The organism is Butyricimonas sp. RTP31003st1_G1_RTP31003_210430 (genome assembly GCF_040920905.1).
GTDB classification, from domain to species: domain Bacteria; phylum Bacteroidota; class Bacteroidia; order Bacteroidales; family Marinifilaceae; genus Butyricimonas; species Butyricimonas paravirosa.
In genome coordinates this window covers 1-18,045 of the sequence record NZ_JBCOSQ010000087.1, presented here as the reverse complement: position 1 = coordinate 18,045, position 18,045 = coordinate 1, and the positions used below count along the sequence as shown (strand labels likewise).

The window sequence follows — 18,045 nt, the reverse complement described above, 5'->3', positions numbered from 1 at the left end:
GCTATACACGAAACTGAATTCCGTGTTCCGCTTGATCTCCCCGATAACTTGTTTGATCGTAGCCTTCTCCAAGTTCATGCTCAACCGTACCTGCTGGGAATAAACCCCGGCATGCACTTGCAGCGCAAACAAAACCGATAAAATAAACGTCGCTTTCATCATTAAAATAAGCTTCATTACTTTTCTATGCCTGTCCATGCAGGCATAAAGATTTTTTTTCATAACTTTGTAATTAAGATTCTACAATAATTCAATTCCTGTTTGCAGCAGGATTGAACGAGTTTGACAAGGAGCAGTGTTTGCAGCACGGCTCTTTGTTTATTTCACAATAATCATGTTTTTATTCACTTCAAACTTCACTTTCCCGGTTCGTTCGATAAATTTCAGCACGTGAGCAATATCCTCATGTTTCTTGATGTTCAACGAGTAAGGAATTTCTTTCAACTCCTTGTTCGTATAAAACACATCGAACGAATACCAGCGGCCCAATTCCTCCAAAATAAATTCCAAGGGCTTGTTATCAAATACCAAACGGCCATCCTTCCAACCGACATATTGTTCAACATCAACCTCGGCCACGGTTAACCGGTCATTTTCTCGATTAAAGTCAGCTTGCTGCCCGGGATTCAACTCCACTTGTTGCCCGTCAGCCTCCACGTTCACCCGTCCCTGTACCAAAGTCGTCAACACATTCACCTCCCTCGTGTAGGCCCGTACCCCGAACGAAGTTCCCAACACCCGAATCGCCACCTGCTGCGCCTCGACAATAAAAGGCTGTTTCTCGTTACGTTGCACGTCAAAATATCCCTCTCCCGTCAAGTACACTTTCCGCTTCTTTCCCCTGAATTGTTTCGGGAATCTCAATTCCGATTCGGCATTCAGATAAACCGTTGTTCCGTCAGCTAACACCAAAGTATATTCTCCCCCGCGAGGAACACGCAGTGTATGATATATCTCGCAGGAATCTTGTAGCCCACCGGAAACAACCTCCGTGTAATTCAACGTATCACCGCTATTTCTCACGCCCTCTTCCAAAGCCCTGTTCATTTCCCGATCCAACATCACTTTCGTACCGTCAGGCAACACCAATTCTGCCATGGATGCTCCGGGAACAATCCGTGAAGAAGTTTTCTCCGACTTCACTTCCCGAGTACTATCCCACGAAAGATACACGATCCCACCTACCAACAAAGGCAAAATAAACAAGGCTGCATAACGCATCCACAACATTTTCCGAGAAGATCGTTTCTTCCGTACTGTCCGGCTTAAAATCCGGTTCCATTCCAGTTCTTGCTGCTCCGGGGTCTTCACGAAACGACGAATCCCGCTCTCCAATCGTTCCATGGAAACCACGTTACGGAACAACTCTTCATGTTCCGCTCGCTCGTCTCTCCAACGCTCTAGCTCGTCCATTTCCCCCTCGCTTAACTCTCCTTTCACGTAACGGACGACCAATTGTTTTATCCGGTCATTATTCTGAATCTCCATATTCTGATATTCATTTTATACTAAAGCACGCAAACATTCATTTGGTGTAATACAAAAACCAATTATTTTTTACTCGAATCAAAATATTTTTCTAATCATACCTTATTTCAAGGGTTAAGTAACCCTTTTCACAAGGTTATAATACCCCATCGCCCTTCTATCTCCCTTTCATCGCCCTTTCATCGCCGTTCTGGAAGGACGAGGAAAGGTTAAAGAATAAGTCTTGTAACGCCCGTTTGGTAGTTAAACCCTAGTATTACAGTAGTAAAGCCTTAGTATTAGTAAGTATTCAAGAAATCCAGGTAAGTAAAGAAAGAACGTTTTTCAACCGTTCCCTCATATAATGATTGGCATTATTCTTATGCTTTTTGACCGTGTTGACCGAGATATTCAACGCTTGCGCAATCTCCTCATGACTTTTCCCGTCGAGGCTCATCTGGTAAACTTCTTTACACGCCGGGGGTAATTCGTTGAAGACATCCAATAGGGTTTGAAATATCTCCGACTCCAAAATCCGATCCAGAAATGACTCGGAATCCTCCCCCTCTGTTACCACCCGCCTAGCATATTTATCCTCCACCTGCTGATGGCGCATCAAATTGAGACAGTCATTCCGCACGGCTTTATACAAATAAGCCTTCACGGCATATTCCCCCCGGAAATCAGCTCTCTTCTCCCATAAATCGACAAAAGCATCCTGCACGACATCATCAATCATCGTGTCCTCGTTCAAGTACTTCGCAGCAAAATAACGTAATGCGACCGCAAACTTGTCATACAAGACACGGAAAGCCTTCTCGTCCCCTTGAGAAAAATCAATGATAATATCTAGCTCTTTATCACCCAAATTGATATTATTTAAAACTACTCGATCTAACTTTTATCCTTCCCAACCGTTTACAAAGATAAAACTTTTATTTCAGAACGAGATATAAAAATAGAGAGCCCCGGCAATAAACCTTTTCTCTCCCGTTTTGTCTTAAATGTAAATGCATTTTTAAAACGCATGAAATTTATCGACCACTTAAAATTCTAAATTCCATGCCATTACAAACGTTAATAAAACAAAGTATGAAAACAGTAACCCTAATTATCTCGTCGCTTTTTCTTTTCATGGCATTAGGAGTAAGCGCACAACAACACGGCCCACAACATCGCGGGCAAAGAGGTCACATGAACCCCGAAGAAATGGTAAAGAAACAGGTTGAACAAATGAAAACCGAGTTGAAACTCAACGAGCAACAAGAAAAACAGGTGAAAGATTTGTTTACCGAAAACCTCAAGAAGAGAGAGGAACTCATGAAAAAATATCAAGGACAACGAGATTCCGTGATGGTCAACATGAAAAAGATGGAAGACCAGCAAAACCTTTCCCTAAAGAAAATCTTGACAGAAGAGCAATATAAAACTTATTTGACTAATCTGGAAAAGAGAAAACAAGAAATGGAAAAACGCCGGAAAGAGATGATGGATAAACGTGGCGGACAAAGAGGCGGCCACGGCGACCCTGCTACCGTGAATGAAGACCACGAATGTAAAGGTTGCGGCGGTTGTGACAAACACAAGTAATCCCATATATTGATCAAATCATAAAGCCGAACCATTTTCTCGTTAGCAGAAATGATTCGGCTTTATTTATGAATAGAAATCCTCTACTCCCCCAATTTTTGCTCTAAAATCTTCCGCACCTCTTCCGGTTTCGGATTCACGGCAAGAATCGTCCCGTCCCGATCGACCAGAAAGACCCCGCCCCCGGCATTTCCCAACATATAACGGGTCCACAATTTCTGCCCATCATCCAGCTCGACCAGTTGCAACCAAGGGTATTTATCCTTAACTATAGCCTGCTTCATCCGCTCGGTATTCTTGAATTCCCTAGCAACACCGACAATCTCGAAACCTTTATCCTTATACTTCTCGTAAATCGGGATCATCATTTTCGCCTTTGCCCGGCAAGGCATACACCATGAGGCCCATAAATCAATGATCGCAATTTTCCCATTGATCACCTCCGAAACATTTACCACACGCCCCTCCAAATCCGGAGCCTCAAATTCCACGTAGTGCCCACCCGGTTTCACGGAATGAAAACCGTCGATTAACATCTTTCCCAAACAGGTATATTTACTGGATGCGAATTTTTCTGCCAACACGTGATAAGCATTTTCCAATTCATCATCCAACTCCGCCTGATACACCTGACGCCGTTGCAATTCGTCCACCACGAGGAAATAGTACAACTCATCCCATTGCCCCGCACAGAATCTATGCATGAAAGAAAAACGTTTCCAGCCGATCTCCTGTTGTTGCAACTCTTGGTATTTCCGGTATCTATCATTAAAAATTCCTCCCCGTATCTCGTAGCTCTTATCGACATTCACCGTGATATGCAATTTCCCGTTCTCGACGATAAACGGGACGGTGTACCACACTCTCGGATTCTTAGTTACAAAGATCAATTTGTAACCCTCCACGTGCGGTAATTCCAACACGTATTTAAAACGTCCATCCTCTACCGGAACGTACGTCCCGTGGTAACGGGAATCCACCGTGGCATCCACTAAAAGTACTTCTTTTGCCTCCATACCGATCAACTCGCCATGAATCACGCAACGAACCTTTTTCTCCCCCGCAATAGTCAGATTTCCCACGAACAAAAGCAATATCAAGCATTTCAAATAATTCGTCATATTTTCTCATTTACAAGTAAAAAAGGAGTCGCAAGCGACTCCTCGAAACCACATTCATCACTATTTTATAACCGGAAATCCTTCCTGCTCCCGATCCAAACGATACAAATGATAAAAATTACCGTTTCCGGGTTCATAAGTTATATTCATCACCTCTCCCTTACCATTGTCACTTTTAACAAGGAAACCATATTCATCCAACGCATAAGAAGTCATTTCTCCATTCAAATTCAACGACAATGTCCGGGTGTCACTATAATTTTTTTCCAACAAATACCCGTCACCTTTCACAGAGATCAAAGAACCACCGGAATACGCGTACCCACGCTCATTTAGTAAATCCCAACTCAATTCACTGTGATTATTCACCTGATAAATCCGATTCGTCACGATTCGCTTTCCATCATACACATATTCATATTTATAAAGTGTACGAGTTTCATAATTTTTAGCATCATCCGGAGCAAATGTATCATAAAATGAACGGACATTTACAATAGAAGTACCTTCTCCGTACTCATAAATAAAAGTCTCCTTATAATCCAGTGTATAGGTATTATCAAAATCATCGCCCAACCCGAAATCAGTTTTAGGAATATAATAACTAAATACTTGCTGTGTAACCATACTCTCTTCATCAAGAGTCACATCCACTTTGTACAAAGTTCTTGCTATCACGGGAATACTATCTTCCAAAGAATAATTCCCCGCCCCATATTTTCCTTTCAACCACAAATCCAAACGAGCAATAGAATCGGCATCCACGTTATACACGTAATCATTCACGGCATAAGTAATAACACCTTGTTCTTTCGTCACCGAAAGTCCCCCTTTTCGATAACCGTTTTTATCATAACGACTCATATTTTCCAACTTATCATTCACGTATTGAATTTTCAACGTGTAATCCCCCCAATGATCGTTATGTCCGGTAATTTCGTTCACCCGAACCGGATTAATCGGGCGTACCCCTACCTCGATATTATCATCGTCATCATTACAAGCCACCCACCCCATTGTCAGTAATAACAGGCAGATCATATTTCTTAATATTGTTCTCATAAATCGCTTATTTTAATTACCCACTTTATTATAGGCCACTTTCGTAATCCGGCCAAATCCCTCATATCTTCCGTGAATCTCACGATTAGGTTCCAGAGTTCCACTCGTCAGTTTGACAATAGGAATTGTTAGCACTTTCCCCTCTCCGGTTGATTCTTTATAAGTCGTAATAATCAACATCCGGTATTGAGCATTTTGCGTGGTCATCCCGGTAGAACTCGTCTCACTACTCACATTCATCCGACCATATTCCCCCCGCCACATCGTTAGAGAAGTAATTTCCCCGTCTCTTTCTCTATCCACAATATAACGGCTCTCCGCTGTCACATTCTGGGAATCACCCAAGGCTATCGTGTATATCTGATCTTTTGTTGCATAATAAAAATCTGTCGAGATCGGAGATGCAGCAAAACCCACGGCTTCGTTTATTCCGGGACAGTTCGTCAAAACATAACGCCCCTTCGGTAAATTACTTCCAGTATCTTCCTCTTTGGTCTGCATGGCAGCCAGCCAATAATCATTTCCTTTTTCAGCTTTGAAAACTGTCATTAACTGGGCATTTTCACCCTCTCCCATGTATATAGCGTCATACGCTCCCACGTTATTCACGTCAAACAGCAAGCCTGGATTCTGTTCCCTGAATTGAAGAAAACCATCATAACGACTATTGACCTGAAGGAATCGATTCTTATTTTCGTCAAAAGCATAAGGTACAGCATAGTAATACGTCCCGCAGACGATCATCTGGCTTACATCATAATCGGCCAGATCAGGAGTGTACATATAAAAATTGTAATACAAATTACCCCAAGATGAATTTCTTGGATACACCTTCCCATTCACATTTAAGAATTCAACTCCCCAATAATCCCACACCATCATATTCTTGGGCCGGAAATCCCCGTCAATCGGCACGAAGAAAAGGTCGTTATTCATTTCCCAATCCGCAAACTCGAATGGATCAACCCGGTAAATATCCTTATCTGTCAAGATCGTCAGTGTCCGGGAATCAGATTTCACGAACGATTGCATATCTTTTACCAAACCGTTCAGGTTATGTTGATTCACGGAAGAATAAACATTCCGATAAAACCGAGTATTCTTTTCCAACAAACCACGGGTAAAATTCATAGACATAATCAATGACACATCTCCAGTCTCCCCATCCCGTGTATCGGCAACCAACAACCCTTCACCCAAAGAACTTTCAACCGTCACTGATATTCGGGAAAATTCCTGAATATCAGTAGTCTTATCCGTAACCGTCAGAATCAGATCATACGCGGTACTATTCGGTGCAGCCGAAATAGGCTCACGGAAAGTCATTTTATTCGATAATACGGTCTCAGGATACTCGTTCCCCTGAATCTTCCATTCGTACGTCAAATTCTCGTCGGACACCCCGTTCTTGTAAATAATCGGGTTAATCTCCAACGTATCAAATTGAAAAATCTTCACGGCTGTTTCCGCCCCGGCAAATTCGATCACGATAGGCTTTACGATTTTAAAATCTTTGGCAGAATGATCCTCGTAACAAGATATTTCCACGAAAGCCATGTATAATAATAAAAATATCGATACTCTTTTCATTGTTTCTTCTTTACTGAATTAAACATCACTCTATAAAATCCCGTTAAGGCATTTTTACCTCATCACCCGCGTAATCCCCATCTTCATGCCGCAAAGGATCATTGGGATGTTCCCGGTTATACTGGAGCAATGCAGCCTTTACCTTCCCGGCATTAGCCAATAACTGATTATAACTCCACTTTTCATCCCCCTCCTGAGCTGAAGGATAAGGAATGTATGATACATTCAACACGTTCAGAATAAAACGGTACCAACTTATAGAAAATTGTTGACCAAAATAAAAAGCAAGATTACCCCAATTCTTGGGCTTAACCAACTGATTCGTCATCGACAACTCGAAATAACGATTATCAAAACCGGCAAGTGGGAAGTCTTCATTGGGAACCAATTTTATATTTACCACAAAACTACTGTCACTCATATCCGGTGTACAATGAATTTCCACCGGAACCTCACCAGAGAAAGACCCGGCAGGCACCACACCTTCCAACAATTTATATTGTTCCGGACGAGCCGTGTTCACGTAATTCGTATCATTTTCGACCACGGCAATCGACACCTTTCGTTCATAATCAACAGAATCTCCCGTTGTCGCAACCGTGATATAATACAAATGTACCGTCTCCCCGTAATTATCCACGAAACTATATTCATCCTCAGCTTGATACATAAACCGCACTCCGGCCTCTTGCTGGTACATTATGGTCTTCTCCTGATCACACGACACCCACAAACTTATTGCCAATGCCGCTATCATTAACCTAATTATCATCTGTCTCATACACATACTCTTTTAATCCGTTATTTTTTCTTGTAATCTTCCATTCCACCCAAGCCGACATCTCCAGAGGGTAACGGAACCACGTAAACCGCATCGTTACCCGGCTTGGTCGAGTAAGGAATCTTCTCGAATCCCAACCGTTTATAGTAATAAAACAACTGACCTTCCCCTATAAATTCACGCTGATACTCCTTCGTGATCTCGTCTTGCACGGTTCCTGCCGTCATGTCATTACCGAGTTTTGCAATTCCCCGGTTGTCCCTCACCGTGTTAAGATACTCGATCGCTTTTATCCGATCGGCATCGTTACCGGTTTCCAACAAACATTCCGCCGCCATGTAATACATCTCCGGTTTCCGAATTAGAGGTAACACGCTTCCATGCGAGTATTCCTCGACCTCCCAGTACTTATAGAAAGCCCAGCCGTCAAAATAATCATTCACCTTATTGTACCACCGTTTATAACGATAATCCGTGCTTACACCATTAACAGCCTCAAACAATTTATTGGCCCGTTCGCTAGAATGATATAACAAATCGGCATTCCGGTTAGGCTTGTTTGCATTGGGATCAATATAATGTTTAACGCTCTCGAAAAGCTCTGCAATATCCAAGGCAAATACATGTTCTCTGGAAAAAGTCAAATCCCGATCCTTTTCATAGTAAGCGTCGATCGTGTACGAATCAATCCAAGAAGTCCGACCGCCCTTGTCAATAAAAGATGTCGCCAACGTCAAGGCTTCCCCTTTTCGTCCCATCCACATATATACACGGGTCAACGTGCAAACTGCCGCCCAATAATTAAAACGTTTTTCACGATTATCGAAAAATTTATCTTCGTTTGGTAAATCATAATCATCCGACTTGGGAGCCAAACCGTAAGGATCACTATTATTCAACAATTCTATCGATGCCAATAAATCCTCTTCAATATGAGCCAAAACTTCACCAACAGTCAATTGTTTCGTCAAAACCTTATCATATTTTGTCATGTATGGCATACACAATTTCTCCAAATTTTCCGGTTTCTTCGCCAAATTACCCCAACCGAACAAGCGCACCAAATCAAAATGCAAGAATGCCCTCAATCCCAAGGCTTCCCCTTTCAACACCCCATAAGTTGCCGGGGTAAACAAATTCTGTTGTTCATCTAAATTTTCCAACATATTATTCAGATTCACAATAGCGTTGAAAGCCTTGGCCCAAAGAGCATCTGAAACTCCCGAAGTCTGGGAATAATTATAACGACTGGCATTATAATAAGCGGCTGCCTGATCCTGAATATCCGTTTGTTGCCCGATAGCATCCACAAAACCCCACGTGGCTTCCTTTCCGTACAATTCCGGATCACGTAATGTCAAGTAAACCCCCATCAAGGCATCCTTGAACCCGCTCACCGATTGAAACATCAATTCGGATTTGATTTCTGTCTTCGGGTCCACATCCAACCAATTCTCGCAAGACATTGTCGTGCAGAGTAACAGTAAAACACAAAATATATCACGTACTTTCTTCATAATCATTAGTGTTAAAATGTAGCTTGTATAGCAAAATTGAACGATCTTGCAAAAGGATAAGCCGTACCTCTTTCCGTCTTAATCGACGATAACATAAATACATCATTCATGTAGAATTCTACTCTCAAACGCTCCATGGCGACTTTTTTGATAAAATTATGTTTCCAGAAATCATACCCCACCCTCAAAGAAGAGAGACTCAATTCATTCCGATCCTGCACGAAACGGGAGGTAGCCTGCGTTTTTTCATCCTTGTACTCCCCCTCCTCTGCAACCCATTGGTTTCCCAAGGTTTTATACGGTTTCAAGTCTCCGGGATTACGCCAACGACCATCGTACACGCGTTTATCCACATTCCCTTTCAACGAGGCATTCTCCACTTTATCTACCAACGTCTGGTTATACATTTGCGCCCCGTACTGAAAACGAAAAGTCGCATTCAATTCAATCCCCTTATAACTAAACATGAACCCGGCTGTTCCTTGGAAATCTGGTAACTTGTCTCCACAAACGACCTGATCAGACACCCGGTAAGTGTAAGTTCGGTTCCCCTTCTTATCTAAATAGATCTCCTGCCCATTCGTCGGGTCTATCCCTAAAGAGCGAACCGCCCAAATTGCATCCAAAGAAACCCCGTCATAATACTTTTGCACCGGTTTGTTATAGAAAACACTACTTGCAACCTCATCCTGCTTGTCATTATAATTTTGCATAGCAGCCGATACTCCCGTTATCTTATTCTTGTTTCGGGAAATAGCCGTGGTAATTGTGAAATAGGCTCGTTCCCGAGGCATATTCCACGGAGTTATACTCAACCGCAGGTCAAATCCTTTATTCTCCACGTCACCCACATTTTCTTTTACCGTTTTAAAACCCGTGTATGTCGGAATGTCAAAATCCAATAAATTATTTTTTGTCTTTCCGATATAATAATCAAACTTCATACTGAACAAACGTCCGATATTAAAATCCAAACCCACATTATAATCAAACTTCTCCTTCCACTTCAAATCTTCATTCCGCATCGCCTTCAACTTCGACCCCAGAAATCCCATGTACACCCGTTCCAAATCATATTCATAAGTAGCCAAAGATGCGTAGGCCTCGCTACTTTGCGCTCCGGTATACCCGACAGAACCTCTCAATTTCAATTGCTGTATTTTAGAGTCTTTCAACCACACCTCATTATGTATGTTCCACCCCACACCGACACTCCAGAATTGTCCCCAACGGTTATTCTTTCCATATTGGCTGGAAGCACTCGTCCGGAAAGAACCATCCACAAGAAACCTATCATCATAGGCATAGTTACCGGCAAACAACACGGCAATATCCCGAATTGTGGACTCACGCCCCGTCGGTTTGGTATCCTTCACGTATTGACGGGCAAACATCATATCGTTCATCCGGTCATGCGGGAAACCTTCTGCCTTATAAATCAACTCCTCGTAATAAGCCTCCGACAAAGTAAAGCCGGCATTGGCAAACACGTAATGTTTATCTCCAAATTGTTGCGAGAACTGCATGTTGACGTCACCGCTCATCCGTTTCTCTTCCCCTTCATTCATCTGGTAACTTCCTTTTCGGAACAAATCTTCTCCCGAATAACTTCTGAACTTCAGATGGTTCGCTGGATAGAACTCATCTGCCCGTACTCTTTTCTCCGTGATTCCAAAACGTCCCGTTACTTTCCACCCCATCACGATCATCCACTCCACACTGAAATTATTCGTCACGTCAAGATACTTACTTGTTAACTTCGTATTCAAAGAGGCATTATACAAGGGGTTTGCCTCAAAATTATCCGCCCCGGGAATGATACTGGCATTTTGTACCAAATTTCCCTTTTCATCATACGGAGAAAGATAAGGATTCAAAACCGCATACTCGCTGAAAGCCCCGTAAGGTGAATCATTTGCCACGTTGGATGTAATCGTTAAATTATCTCGGAAATTCAGTCCTTTGTAACGATATGAAATAGACACACTACCCTCGTAATTCGTACGGTCGGAACCCTTCATTGTTCCTTGAACATTATTATAACTAAACCCGACAATCAAATTCAACCGTTCATTTCCCATCTCGAAAGAAATACCATGTTTCGTCCCAACACCATTACGCAATGGTTTTGATAACCAATCCGTATCAATACCTGACACAACTGCCGCCAGCTTTTTATTGTAATCCTTTTGCAAATTGAATAAGGTCGAAAGATTTTTATCGTAATACAATCCGGCATCTTTCTCTATCTCCAACTTTTCCGCCGCATTCGTCAGGTTGTAAGAAGAAAGATCGGGAGCTTGAATTTCCACGCTTCCGCTATACGAGATTCGCAATGAAGATTCGGTATTCTTTTTAGTCTCGATTACAATCACACCGTTAGCCGCCTTGGAACCATAAATAGCTTTTGCCGAGGCATCCTTCAAAATCGTCAACGACTCCACACGATTCATATCCAAATCGGCAATTTTCTGAACAGAGGCCTCAAAACCGTCCAAAATAAACAAAGGTGCGTTCGGATCATTTGCATAACTTCCCTTCAAATCAATATCATCCGATCCTAAATCAAAAGCTGTTTTACCTCGCAAAGCCATCGTCGGCATCTTATTAGGGTCAGAACCAAATTCTAAATTATCAAAAATCATCAATGACGGGTCCAAATTTTTCAAACTGGCAAACACGTTCGAGTTACTTACTCTTTTCAAATCCTCCCCTTTCATCGTCAAAGCTGAACCGGTAAAACTTCCCGCTTTCCGTTGAAAAATACCATTCACAACGACCTCTTCGACCTCTGTTGCCTCTTCTTCCAACACAATTGAAAGCGGTTTATAATCCTTAATTTTCACTTCTTGAGCCTTCATTCCAATAAAAGAGAATTGTAAGGTTACCTCTTTCTCTAGTGGTAATGTTAACTGGAATTTGCCGGCCGTATCAGTCACCACACCCAATTTCGTACCCTTTACCAGCACGGTTACTCCCGGAAGTGGCATTTTATCCTTATCCGTCACCTTTCCCTCAATCTTTCTCCCCTTATCATCTTCCGGAGCCGTTTTCACGTTATCCTTGGCGATTACCAAGAAATCTTCTACCAACTTACAATGTAAACCACTCCCTTTTAAAGCCTCGTTCAAAGCCTCCACGGCATTCACATTCCGTAAAGTCACGGTAACCCGTTTTACTGTCTTCAACAGTGTATTGTTATACACCACCACGTAACCGGATTGAGCCTCGACCGCCTTGATAACCTCCTCGATCGCGGCATCCTTGAACAGGATACTCACCTTTTGCTGCGTGTAACTATTTTCAGCATGTAACTGAAATAGCGTCACAAAAATCATTAATAGCTGCAATCGCATAACTTTCCAAAATTTGCATGTCACTTTCCCGCACCGGGATGTGCCATCTTTTGATTTTTTTTTCATAGATTTGTGTACCATTAATTATTAATTCTCTCTTGCCGGAGAGATTTAGCTAAATAGAAAAGGGGAAGAGGACCAATTCTTCCTCTTTTATTTTTTATATATCATGATTGTTCCATCACCCTGTATATCAAAGTTCAATGATTGCGTAGTAGCCAACAATTCTAACATAAAATCAATCGATTTACTTCGTAGTGCCGCCCCAGAGAAACACACGTCTCGCAAGGATTCATCAGCAAATTTAAAATTCACGTCATACCAGCGTCCCAACTTCTGCACGATCTCTGATAAGGGCGTGTTGTAAAAATAAAATGTACCGTATCGCCACGAGGTGAAGTATTTCAAGTCAACGGCCTCCACGGTCACTTTACTCGAAACAATATCATAAGAGGCACACTCGCCCACGTCAACTGCAGTCACCCCATGATCTGTTCTTAAATTGATCTTACCACTTTCCAACACGGCCCTGCATTGTCCTTCTCCCGGGTAACAAGATGCGTTAAAAGAGGTTCCCGTGACCTCGATTGTCGCCCCCTCCATGATGACATTAAAATGCCTTACCTCATCCTTTGTCACCTCAAAATAGGCCTCTCCGCTTAAACGTACATCCCGGCTATACTCTCCGAATGTAAGCGGATACTCCAAGCGGGTTTCTGAATTTAGCCACACTTTTGTTCCGTCAGATAACACCAACATATACTCGCCTCCCCTCGGAACCTCGATTCGATTGTATGCTAATTCTTTTGTTTGAGCTGTATTCCCTGTCACACCACTATAATTCAAGGCGTTTATATCCTTTGATAACGTAATTTCCTGTCCTGAATGTTTATCCACGATAACCGAATCAATGGTCCGGTTCAAATCAATCACTTGACCATCTGAAAGGTAAAGAATCGCCTTAGGTCCTCCCGGTAGGATCTGTTTAGCCACAGATACAGGAAGTTTTTCACCAACTTGTTGTTTAAACTTGAGAAAATAAAATAACGTGCCACCTAACAACAAGGGTAAAAGAAATACCGCCACATATTTCAGAAGTCGAGAATACCCCAATGATCTCTGCCTTGTTCTTTTCAGAATATTCTCCAAAGCATTTTCCTTGTGCAAGGAATCAATCCCCTTCAAAAAGTTTCCCATCCCTGCAATTCCCTTTATATCCTCGTACATCTGTTCATTTTCGGGAGTCTCATTACGCCACTCCTGTAACTTCATCAGCTCTTCCGATGAACACTCGTTCCGTAAGGCCCTCCATACAATTTCTTCCCAATTTTGGTTCATATAAAATCTAAATAAATGATCAATTATTGAGAAAGAAACGTGGGGAAAAAGACTTTTTTACAATGAACTGATTACGAGTGAAAAAAGAGATTTGAATTGTTGAATAATAGCTGTTAATACAGCTAAATTCTAACTATTATTAAAGGATCGTTTATTAATACAACGGAAAAAACGAAAAATGGGTGAAAAGAATTAGTAAGAAAATACAAAAAAAGTAAGAAATAACTCGAAATCCTCTCTGTTCAAATTTTCCCTTAACAACTTCAAAGCCCTCGCCAGTTGGGTCTTAACGGTATTAACAGAGACTTGCATTTCCTCTGCCACGTCCTTGTATTTTTTTTCATTGAAACAGATCGCAACAAGTACTTGCTGACATTTAACAGGCAAATTTTTAACGGCTTTCATCAACAAATCAATCTTAGAATCATCTTCTGATTCCGGCTGAAAATAATAGATCAATTGATCTGTCATTAATTCCACATCCACAACGCTTTTGGGTTTCTCCCGGACACGATCCACACACATATTTCGTGTCATCCGATACAATAAAGGCCGGGCATTTTCCGTGGTCAAACGATCTCGATACATTTCCCAAAAACGTACAAACGCCTCCTGCACGATATCCTCCGCCTCCAAAAAATCCTCGGTAAACTTTACGGCGTACAAACACAGGGCCTCGTAATTCTTATCGAAAACCATCGTGAAAGTCCTTTCTTTATCCTGTTCAACAAAAGCCATAACTTTATACTTTTACACACATTACCCGTGTAAAAGTATAAAATGATTTTCAAAAACCAAATAAATTAATATTCATAGAAGTAACATATGTAAATAACACAATTACCACCTATATTCTCTAACACAGATCAGTTATCGATATTTAATATCACCTTATATGTTTTATTCGGTTCAAAATCAAAATTATAGATCAATAAAAAAAATTCTTACCATCACCTATTTTTTATATTCTTTTTAGGAAATGGAAACGCTTCGAAAGTTTTATCTTGAATTTTGGTCATCTCAATCAATCTCTTTTCGATCGACCTCCAATCATATTCTCCATTCACCATGATAATATCCTCCTCAAAATCAATATCATCAAAATAGGTAATAGCCTTAAAAGGTCTTATGACATTTGAGTTTGGAAATTTACGTTCATACATTTTCAACATTGAACTGAAAGGGAAACGAGTAGAGAGGAAAGCGATATCAATAAAATCCTTTAATCGTGATCCATTGTCAGCAATAGCAGAAAGCTTCATGGCAATAACGTCTTCCATACTATACAACCTTATACCGGATTCAATGTATGGATTCTCAAGATAGTCATAAGAATGGGTAATACAATCTATTTTTACACCATCTATCGTACCTTTCAGAGTATTTTTTTCCATAAAATCTGTACGAAATCCATATTCCTCTTTCAAGAATTGTTCCAATTGAACTGCATCAAAAGATTCCGGAGTGAAAAGATCTAAATCCAAACTCAGTCTATGTCCTAAATATAGAGATAAAGAGGTGCCTCCTGCCAAGTTAAAACCGACCATCATTCTTTCTGCTTCCAATTTTTTCAGGAGTTCAAGAGTCGATCTCGTAACAGTTTCCGTGTATAACATTTCAATTCTTCTTTTTTCAAATTAAAGACAACACAAACGAAATTCATATCTCGTGGAGACAAGCTCGGAACCTCCTTTATGATTTCCCTGAATCCTTCTATTCCCCCGTATAATTTGAATGCCGCATAGAAATCCTTCAGCCATCCTCTTTCGATGACACGTTGAACCACAATCTTTCTTGATTTCCACCAGTCAAAACAAGACAAATCATATTCCCAAAGTAAAGATGGAGAAATTGAAACTTCGCCCGTATATGTCTTATATTCATCAAATATAGTCATTTATCATTCATTTTTAATGATATACAAATTTACTACATTTCGTTGGGACATACAATTTTTCAGGTATCTTTTATCAGCCTCGTTCTTCAGGAAATCATCTTTTAAGACAAAATAATACTTTTCATATTTACCGAACAGTACGTTTCACAATCCAAATACTCACCTCGTACAACAACCACATCGGCAATGCCACCAATGACAACGTGAATATATCTGATGTCGGGGTTATAACAGCAGCCACGATAAGAATAATTACCACGGCATGACGTCGATAGCGTTTCATAAAATCGGCAGAGATAAATCCCAGCTTGGCAAATAACCACGAAAGTATAGGTATCTCGAAGACGATTCCCATGGCAAGACTCATCAAAATCAAGGTACTGATATACGATTGCAACGCGATCATATTCTCCACGTCACTACTTACCTGATAAGTTCCCAAGAAACGAAAAGTTAACGGAAAGATAAGAAAATAGCTAAGCAGGACACCCAGCATAAACATGACATACCCGCTCCCCACCACTCTCACAACATACTTGCGCTCGTTAGAGTAGAGAGCCGGGGACACGAAACGGAATAATTGGTACAAAATATAAGGAGAGGCACATAAAATCCCCATACACATCGCCACTTTCATGTGGATCAGGAACTGTTCCGCCAACCCGGTATTGATCAATTTCACGAAAAAGTCCGGGGATTCGGCACCCGTCATCCATCCACTAAGCGAAAATAAAAGCCGGTAAGTAATAAAATCTGCCTCCTTGGGCGCTAATATAACAGCAAACAACTCATCTTTGAAAAAGAACGCTACAACACCAAAAGCCACGGTCACGAAGGCAATCTTCACCAACGAGGCCCGTAGCACGTCCAGGTGTTCCCAAAAACTCTGATTCTCAGACTTACCGACTTGTTCCATACTACTCTTTTTTCTCTTCTGAAGTAATTTCTTTCTCCACCCCGTTCATTCCTTCTTTGAAAGAATGTATGCCCTTGCCAATTCCTCTCATCAATTCAGGAATCTTCTTGCCACCGAATAACAGTAACACGACTAACACGATAAGCAGCACTTCCGGCATACCGACACTGCCAATAAATAATGAATTCATCATACTCTATTTACGAATTATATGGTTAATAAATAGCCAACCACCCAAAACCTGCATCAACATTCCGGGTAACCCGATACGAAAATCCTGTAAGGCAACATAAAAACTACCTTCCAGCATCCACTCGCCTAACGTCCCCACGATCTGGTAAAAAAGTACCACTCCCACGAGTAATACCAAAGAGGCCTGCCGAAAACGGGTTGCCGCATACCCGGCAGCCACGGCCAATAACACCGATTTCAACAACACGGCAGGCAACACGGCCACCGCGGGCATCCCGAAAAGAGCCGAATTTACCAACGGAGAAACTAGTGCCGTCAATAAACCCACCTTCCAACCGTATTTATAAGCCCCCACGAGGGTAAAGAAATAAATCGGTAACCAGCGAATACCACCCTGCGGAACCAGGTGACACAACTGCGGCAGGATCATATTACCCGCCACGAATAAAGTCACAGCCCAATAGGTCCTCAACTGATTATATTCCAATGAATAAAGTTTTACTGTCGTCGTTCTCATACTCTTATATTTTAATCCAATTTCACCAATTCATACTTCTGACTTCCCAAACCGATCTTTTCGCCATATTCCAACGTGTGCATTCCATTACGGGAATCAATACGCTCAATCAGATGAATCTTTCCATGATCTTCAGAAGCCCGAACCAAATCCGTACAGGCCTTGTCCAAAGCAACCGGATCAAGAGAAGCCAGAATACCGATGTCTCCCATCTTGGGATCTTCCGGGGAAGAATCACAATCGCAATCCACGGAAAGATTATTCGCCACGCTGATATACAAAATCTTGTCCCCACAATGGTCTATGATTGCCTTTGCGGCCTCGGCCATAGATTCCAGAAAATCATCCTGTGGGGGCAAATTACCCCACGGGTTGCCTTTCGTTTTCCCGGCGGAATGAATCCAAGCTTTTCCGGCAGAGGATGCAATACCAATGGATATGTTCTTGATAGCTCCACCGAAACCACCCATCGCATGACCTTTAAAATGTGAAAGAACAACCGTGAAATCATAGTTCAAGTAATGCGAACCGACAAAATCCTCTTTCAAATGCTTACCCCCCTTCACGGGAAGTGCCACTTCTCCCTCCGCATCCATTATGTCTACCGGAGCAATGGCAGTGAACCCATGATCTTTAGCCGCTTTCAAATGATTCTCGGTATCGGCACGTCCGCCCCCATAAGCCGTGTTACATTCCACGAT

Annotated in this window: 18 protein-coding genes; 1 reads left to right on the top strand and 17 read right to left on the bottom strand. The window is 41.7% G+C overall.

Features of this window, described 5'->3' with window-relative positions; translation table 11 throughout:
• From AB5542_RS19125 to AB5542_RS19115, 3 genes are all read right to left on the bottom strand, one after another.
• Positions 1 to 222, bottom strand: a 222-nt coding sequence (locus AB5542_RS19125; RefSeq protein ID WP_368243344.1) for a hypothetical protein, incomplete at its 3' end; no start/stop codon positions are given.
• Between the two features lie 96 nt (positions 223 to 318).
• On the bottom strand, positions 319 to 1,488 hold the full coding sequence (locus tag AB5542_RS19120) for a FecR family protein (RefSeq protein ID WP_279039650.1): 1,170 nt from the start codon (positions 1,486 to 1,488) through the stop codon (positions 319 to 321).
• A 289-nt stretch (positions 1,489 to 1,777) separates the two neighbouring features.
• Positions 1,778 to 2,335: an RNA polymerase sigma-70 factor gene (locus tag AB5542_RS19115; RefSeq protein WP_270543165.1), complete on the bottom strand. Its 558-nt coding sequence runs from the start codon at positions 2,333 to 2,335 to the stop codon at positions 1,778 to 1,780.
• A gap of 224 nt (positions 2,336 to 2,559) precedes the next feature.
• On the opposite strand from AB5542_RS19115, the gene AB5542_RS19110 reads away from it, so the two are divergent.
• Entirely contained in the window at positions 2,560 to 3,057 is a 498-nt protein-coding gene (locus AB5542_RS19110; RefSeq protein ID WP_140402589.1) for a hypothetical protein, read from the top strand.
• An 83-nt stretch (positions 3,058 to 3,140) separates the two neighbouring features.
• Here the strand turns inward: AB5542_RS19110 and AB5542_RS19105 are convergent, their stop codons facing one another.
• The 14 genes from AB5542_RS19105 to AB5542_RS19040 all read right to left on the bottom strand — a co-directional run.
• Positions 3,141 to 4,178, bottom strand: coding sequence for a TlpA disulfide reductase family protein (locus AB5542_RS19105; protein WP_279039653.1), 1,038 nt, complete (start codon positions 4,176 to 4,178; stop codon positions 3,141 to 3,143).
• A gap of 60 nt (positions 4,179 to 4,238) precedes the next feature.
• Complete coding sequence (locus AB5542_RS19100) at positions 4,239 to 5,240, bottom strand: hypothetical protein (protein WP_279039654.1); 1,002 nt, start codon at positions 5,238 to 5,240, stop codon at positions 4,239 to 4,241.
• Between the two features lie 12 nt (positions 5,241 to 5,252).
• The gene (locus AB5542_RS19095; RefSeq protein WP_279039656.1) at positions 5,253 to 6,830 is read right to left on the bottom strand and encodes a PKD-like family lipoprotein; all 1,578 of its coding nucleotides are present in this window, start codon (positions 6,828 to 6,830) and stop codon (positions 5,253 to 5,255) included.
• 43 nt (positions 6,831 to 6,873) lie between these two features.
• A complete protein-coding gene (locus tag AB5542_RS19090) occupies positions 6,874 to 7,611 on the bottom strand; it encodes a DUF4843 domain-containing protein (protein WP_279039658.1) in 738 nt (245 codons plus the stop codon).
• 20 nt (positions 7,612 to 7,631) lie between these two features.
• Entirely contained in the window at positions 7,632 to 9,128 is a 1,497-nt protein-coding gene (locus tag AB5542_RS19085; protein WP_279039660.1) for a RagB/SusD family nutrient uptake outer membrane protein, read from the bottom strand.
• An 11-nt stretch (positions 9,129 to 9,139) separates the two neighbouring features.
• On the bottom strand, positions 9,140 to 12,550 hold the full coding sequence (locus tag AB5542_RS19080) for a SusC/RagA family TonB-linked outer membrane protein (protein WP_279039662.1): 3,411 nt from the start codon (positions 12,548 to 12,550) through the stop codon (positions 9,140 to 9,142).
• Positions 12,551 to 12,637: 87 nt separating this feature from the next.
• Positions 12,638 to 13,822, bottom strand: coding sequence for a FecR family protein (locus tag AB5542_RS19075; RefSeq protein ID WP_279039663.1), 1,185 nt, complete (start codon positions 13,820 to 13,822; stop codon positions 12,638 to 12,640).
• A 192-nt stretch (positions 13,823 to 14,014) separates the two neighbouring features.
• Positions 14,015 to 14,560: an RNA polymerase sigma factor gene (locus AB5542_RS19070; RefSeq protein WP_279039664.1), complete on the bottom strand. Its 546-nt coding sequence runs from the start codon at positions 14,558 to 14,560 to the stop codon at positions 14,015 to 14,017.
• Between the two features lie 212 nt (positions 14,561 to 14,772).
• Entirely contained in the window at positions 14,773 to 15,438 is a 666-nt protein-coding gene (locus tag AB5542_RS19065; protein ID WP_118304802.1) for a nucleotidyl transferase AbiEii/AbiGii toxin family protein, read from the bottom strand.
• Positions 15,393 to 15,719, bottom strand: coding sequence for a DUF6922 domain-containing protein (locus tag AB5542_RS19060; RefSeq protein WP_118304803.1), 327 nt, complete (start codon positions 15,717 to 15,719; stop codon positions 15,393 to 15,395). Before AB5542_RS19060 ends, AB5542_RS19065 begins: the two co-directional genes overlap by 46 nt.
• A gap of 127 nt (positions 15,720 to 15,846) precedes the next feature.
• Entirely contained in the window at positions 15,847 to 16,635 is a 789-nt protein-coding gene (gene tatC, locus AB5542_RS19055) for a twin-arginine translocase subunit TatC (protein ID WP_279039667.1), read from the bottom strand.
• A gap of 1 nt (position 16,636) precedes the next feature.
• Complete coding sequence (locus tag AB5542_RS19050) at positions 16,637 to 16,828, bottom strand: twin-arginine translocase TatA/TatE family subunit (protein ID WP_183312882.1); 192 nt, start codon at positions 16,826 to 16,828, stop codon at positions 16,637 to 16,639.
• Between the two features lie 3 nt (positions 16,829 to 16,831).
• Positions 16,832 to 17,344: an ECF transporter S component gene (locus AB5542_RS19045; RefSeq protein WP_279039672.1), complete on the bottom strand. Its 513-nt coding sequence runs from the start codon at positions 17,342 to 17,344 to the stop codon at positions 16,832 to 16,834.
• 11 nt (positions 17,345 to 17,355) lie between these two features.
• Positions 17,356 to 18,045 (bottom strand): DUF362 domain-containing protein (locus tag AB5542_RS19040; protein WP_368243340.1); only part of this gene is annotated, 690 nt, incomplete at its 5' end.

Coding starts and splice junctions, on each gene's coding strand:
- AB5542_RS19045 (WP_279039672.1), bottom strand. CDS start 17,344: ATGAGAACGACGACAGTAAAACTTTATTCATTGGAATATAATCAGTTG.
- AB5542_RS19070 (WP_279039664.1), bottom strand. CDS start 14,560: ATGGCTTTTGTTGAACAGGATAAAGAAAGGACTTTCACGATGGTTTTC.
- AB5542_RS19060 (WP_118304803.1), bottom strand. CDS start 15,719: ATGACTATATTTGATGAATATAAGACATATACGGGCGAAGTTTCAATT.
- AB5542_RS19085 (WP_279039660.1), bottom strand. CDS start 9,128: ATGAAGAAAGTACGTGATATATTTTGTGTTTTACTGTTACTCTGCACG.
- AB5542_RS19090 (WP_279039658.1), bottom strand. CDS start 7,611: ATGAGACAGATGATAATTAGGTTAATGATAGCGGCATTGGCAATAAGT.
- AB5542_RS19110 (WP_140402589.1), top strand. CDS start 2,560: ATGAAAACAGTAACCCTAATTATCTCGTCGCTTTTTCTTTTCATGGCA.
- AB5542_RS19120 (WP_279039650.1), bottom strand. CDS start 1,488: ATGGAGATTCAGAATAATGACCGGATAAAACAATTGGTCGTCCGTTAC.
- tatC (WP_279039667.1), bottom strand. CDS start 16,635: ATGGAACAAGTCGGTAAGTCTGAGAATCAGAGTTTTTGGGAACACCTG.
- AB5542_RS19075 (WP_279039663.1), bottom strand. CDS start 13,822: ATGAACCAAAATTGGGAAGAAATTGTATGGAGGGCCTTACGGAACGAG.
- AB5542_RS19050 (WP_183312882.1), bottom strand. CDS start 16,828: ATGATGAATTCATTATTTATTGGCAGTGTCGGTATGCCGGAAGTGCTG.
- AB5542_RS19080 (WP_279039662.1), bottom strand. CDS start 12,550: ATGAAAAAAAAATCAAAAGATGGCACATCCCGGTGCGGGAAAGTGACA.
- AB5542_RS19065 (WP_118304802.1), bottom strand. CDS start 15,438: ATGTTATACACGGAAACTGTTACGAGATCGACTCTTGAACTCCTGAAA.
- AB5542_RS19100 (WP_279039654.1), bottom strand. CDS start 5,240: ATGAGAACAATATTAAGAAATATGATCTGCCTGTTATTACTGACAATG.
- AB5542_RS19105 (WP_279039653.1), bottom strand. CDS start 4,178: ATGACGAATTATTTGAAATGCTTGATATTGCTTTTGTTCGTGGGAAAT.
- AB5542_RS19095 (WP_279039656.1), bottom strand. CDS start 6,830: ATGAAAAGAGTATCGATATTTTTATTATTATACATGGCTTTCGTGGAA.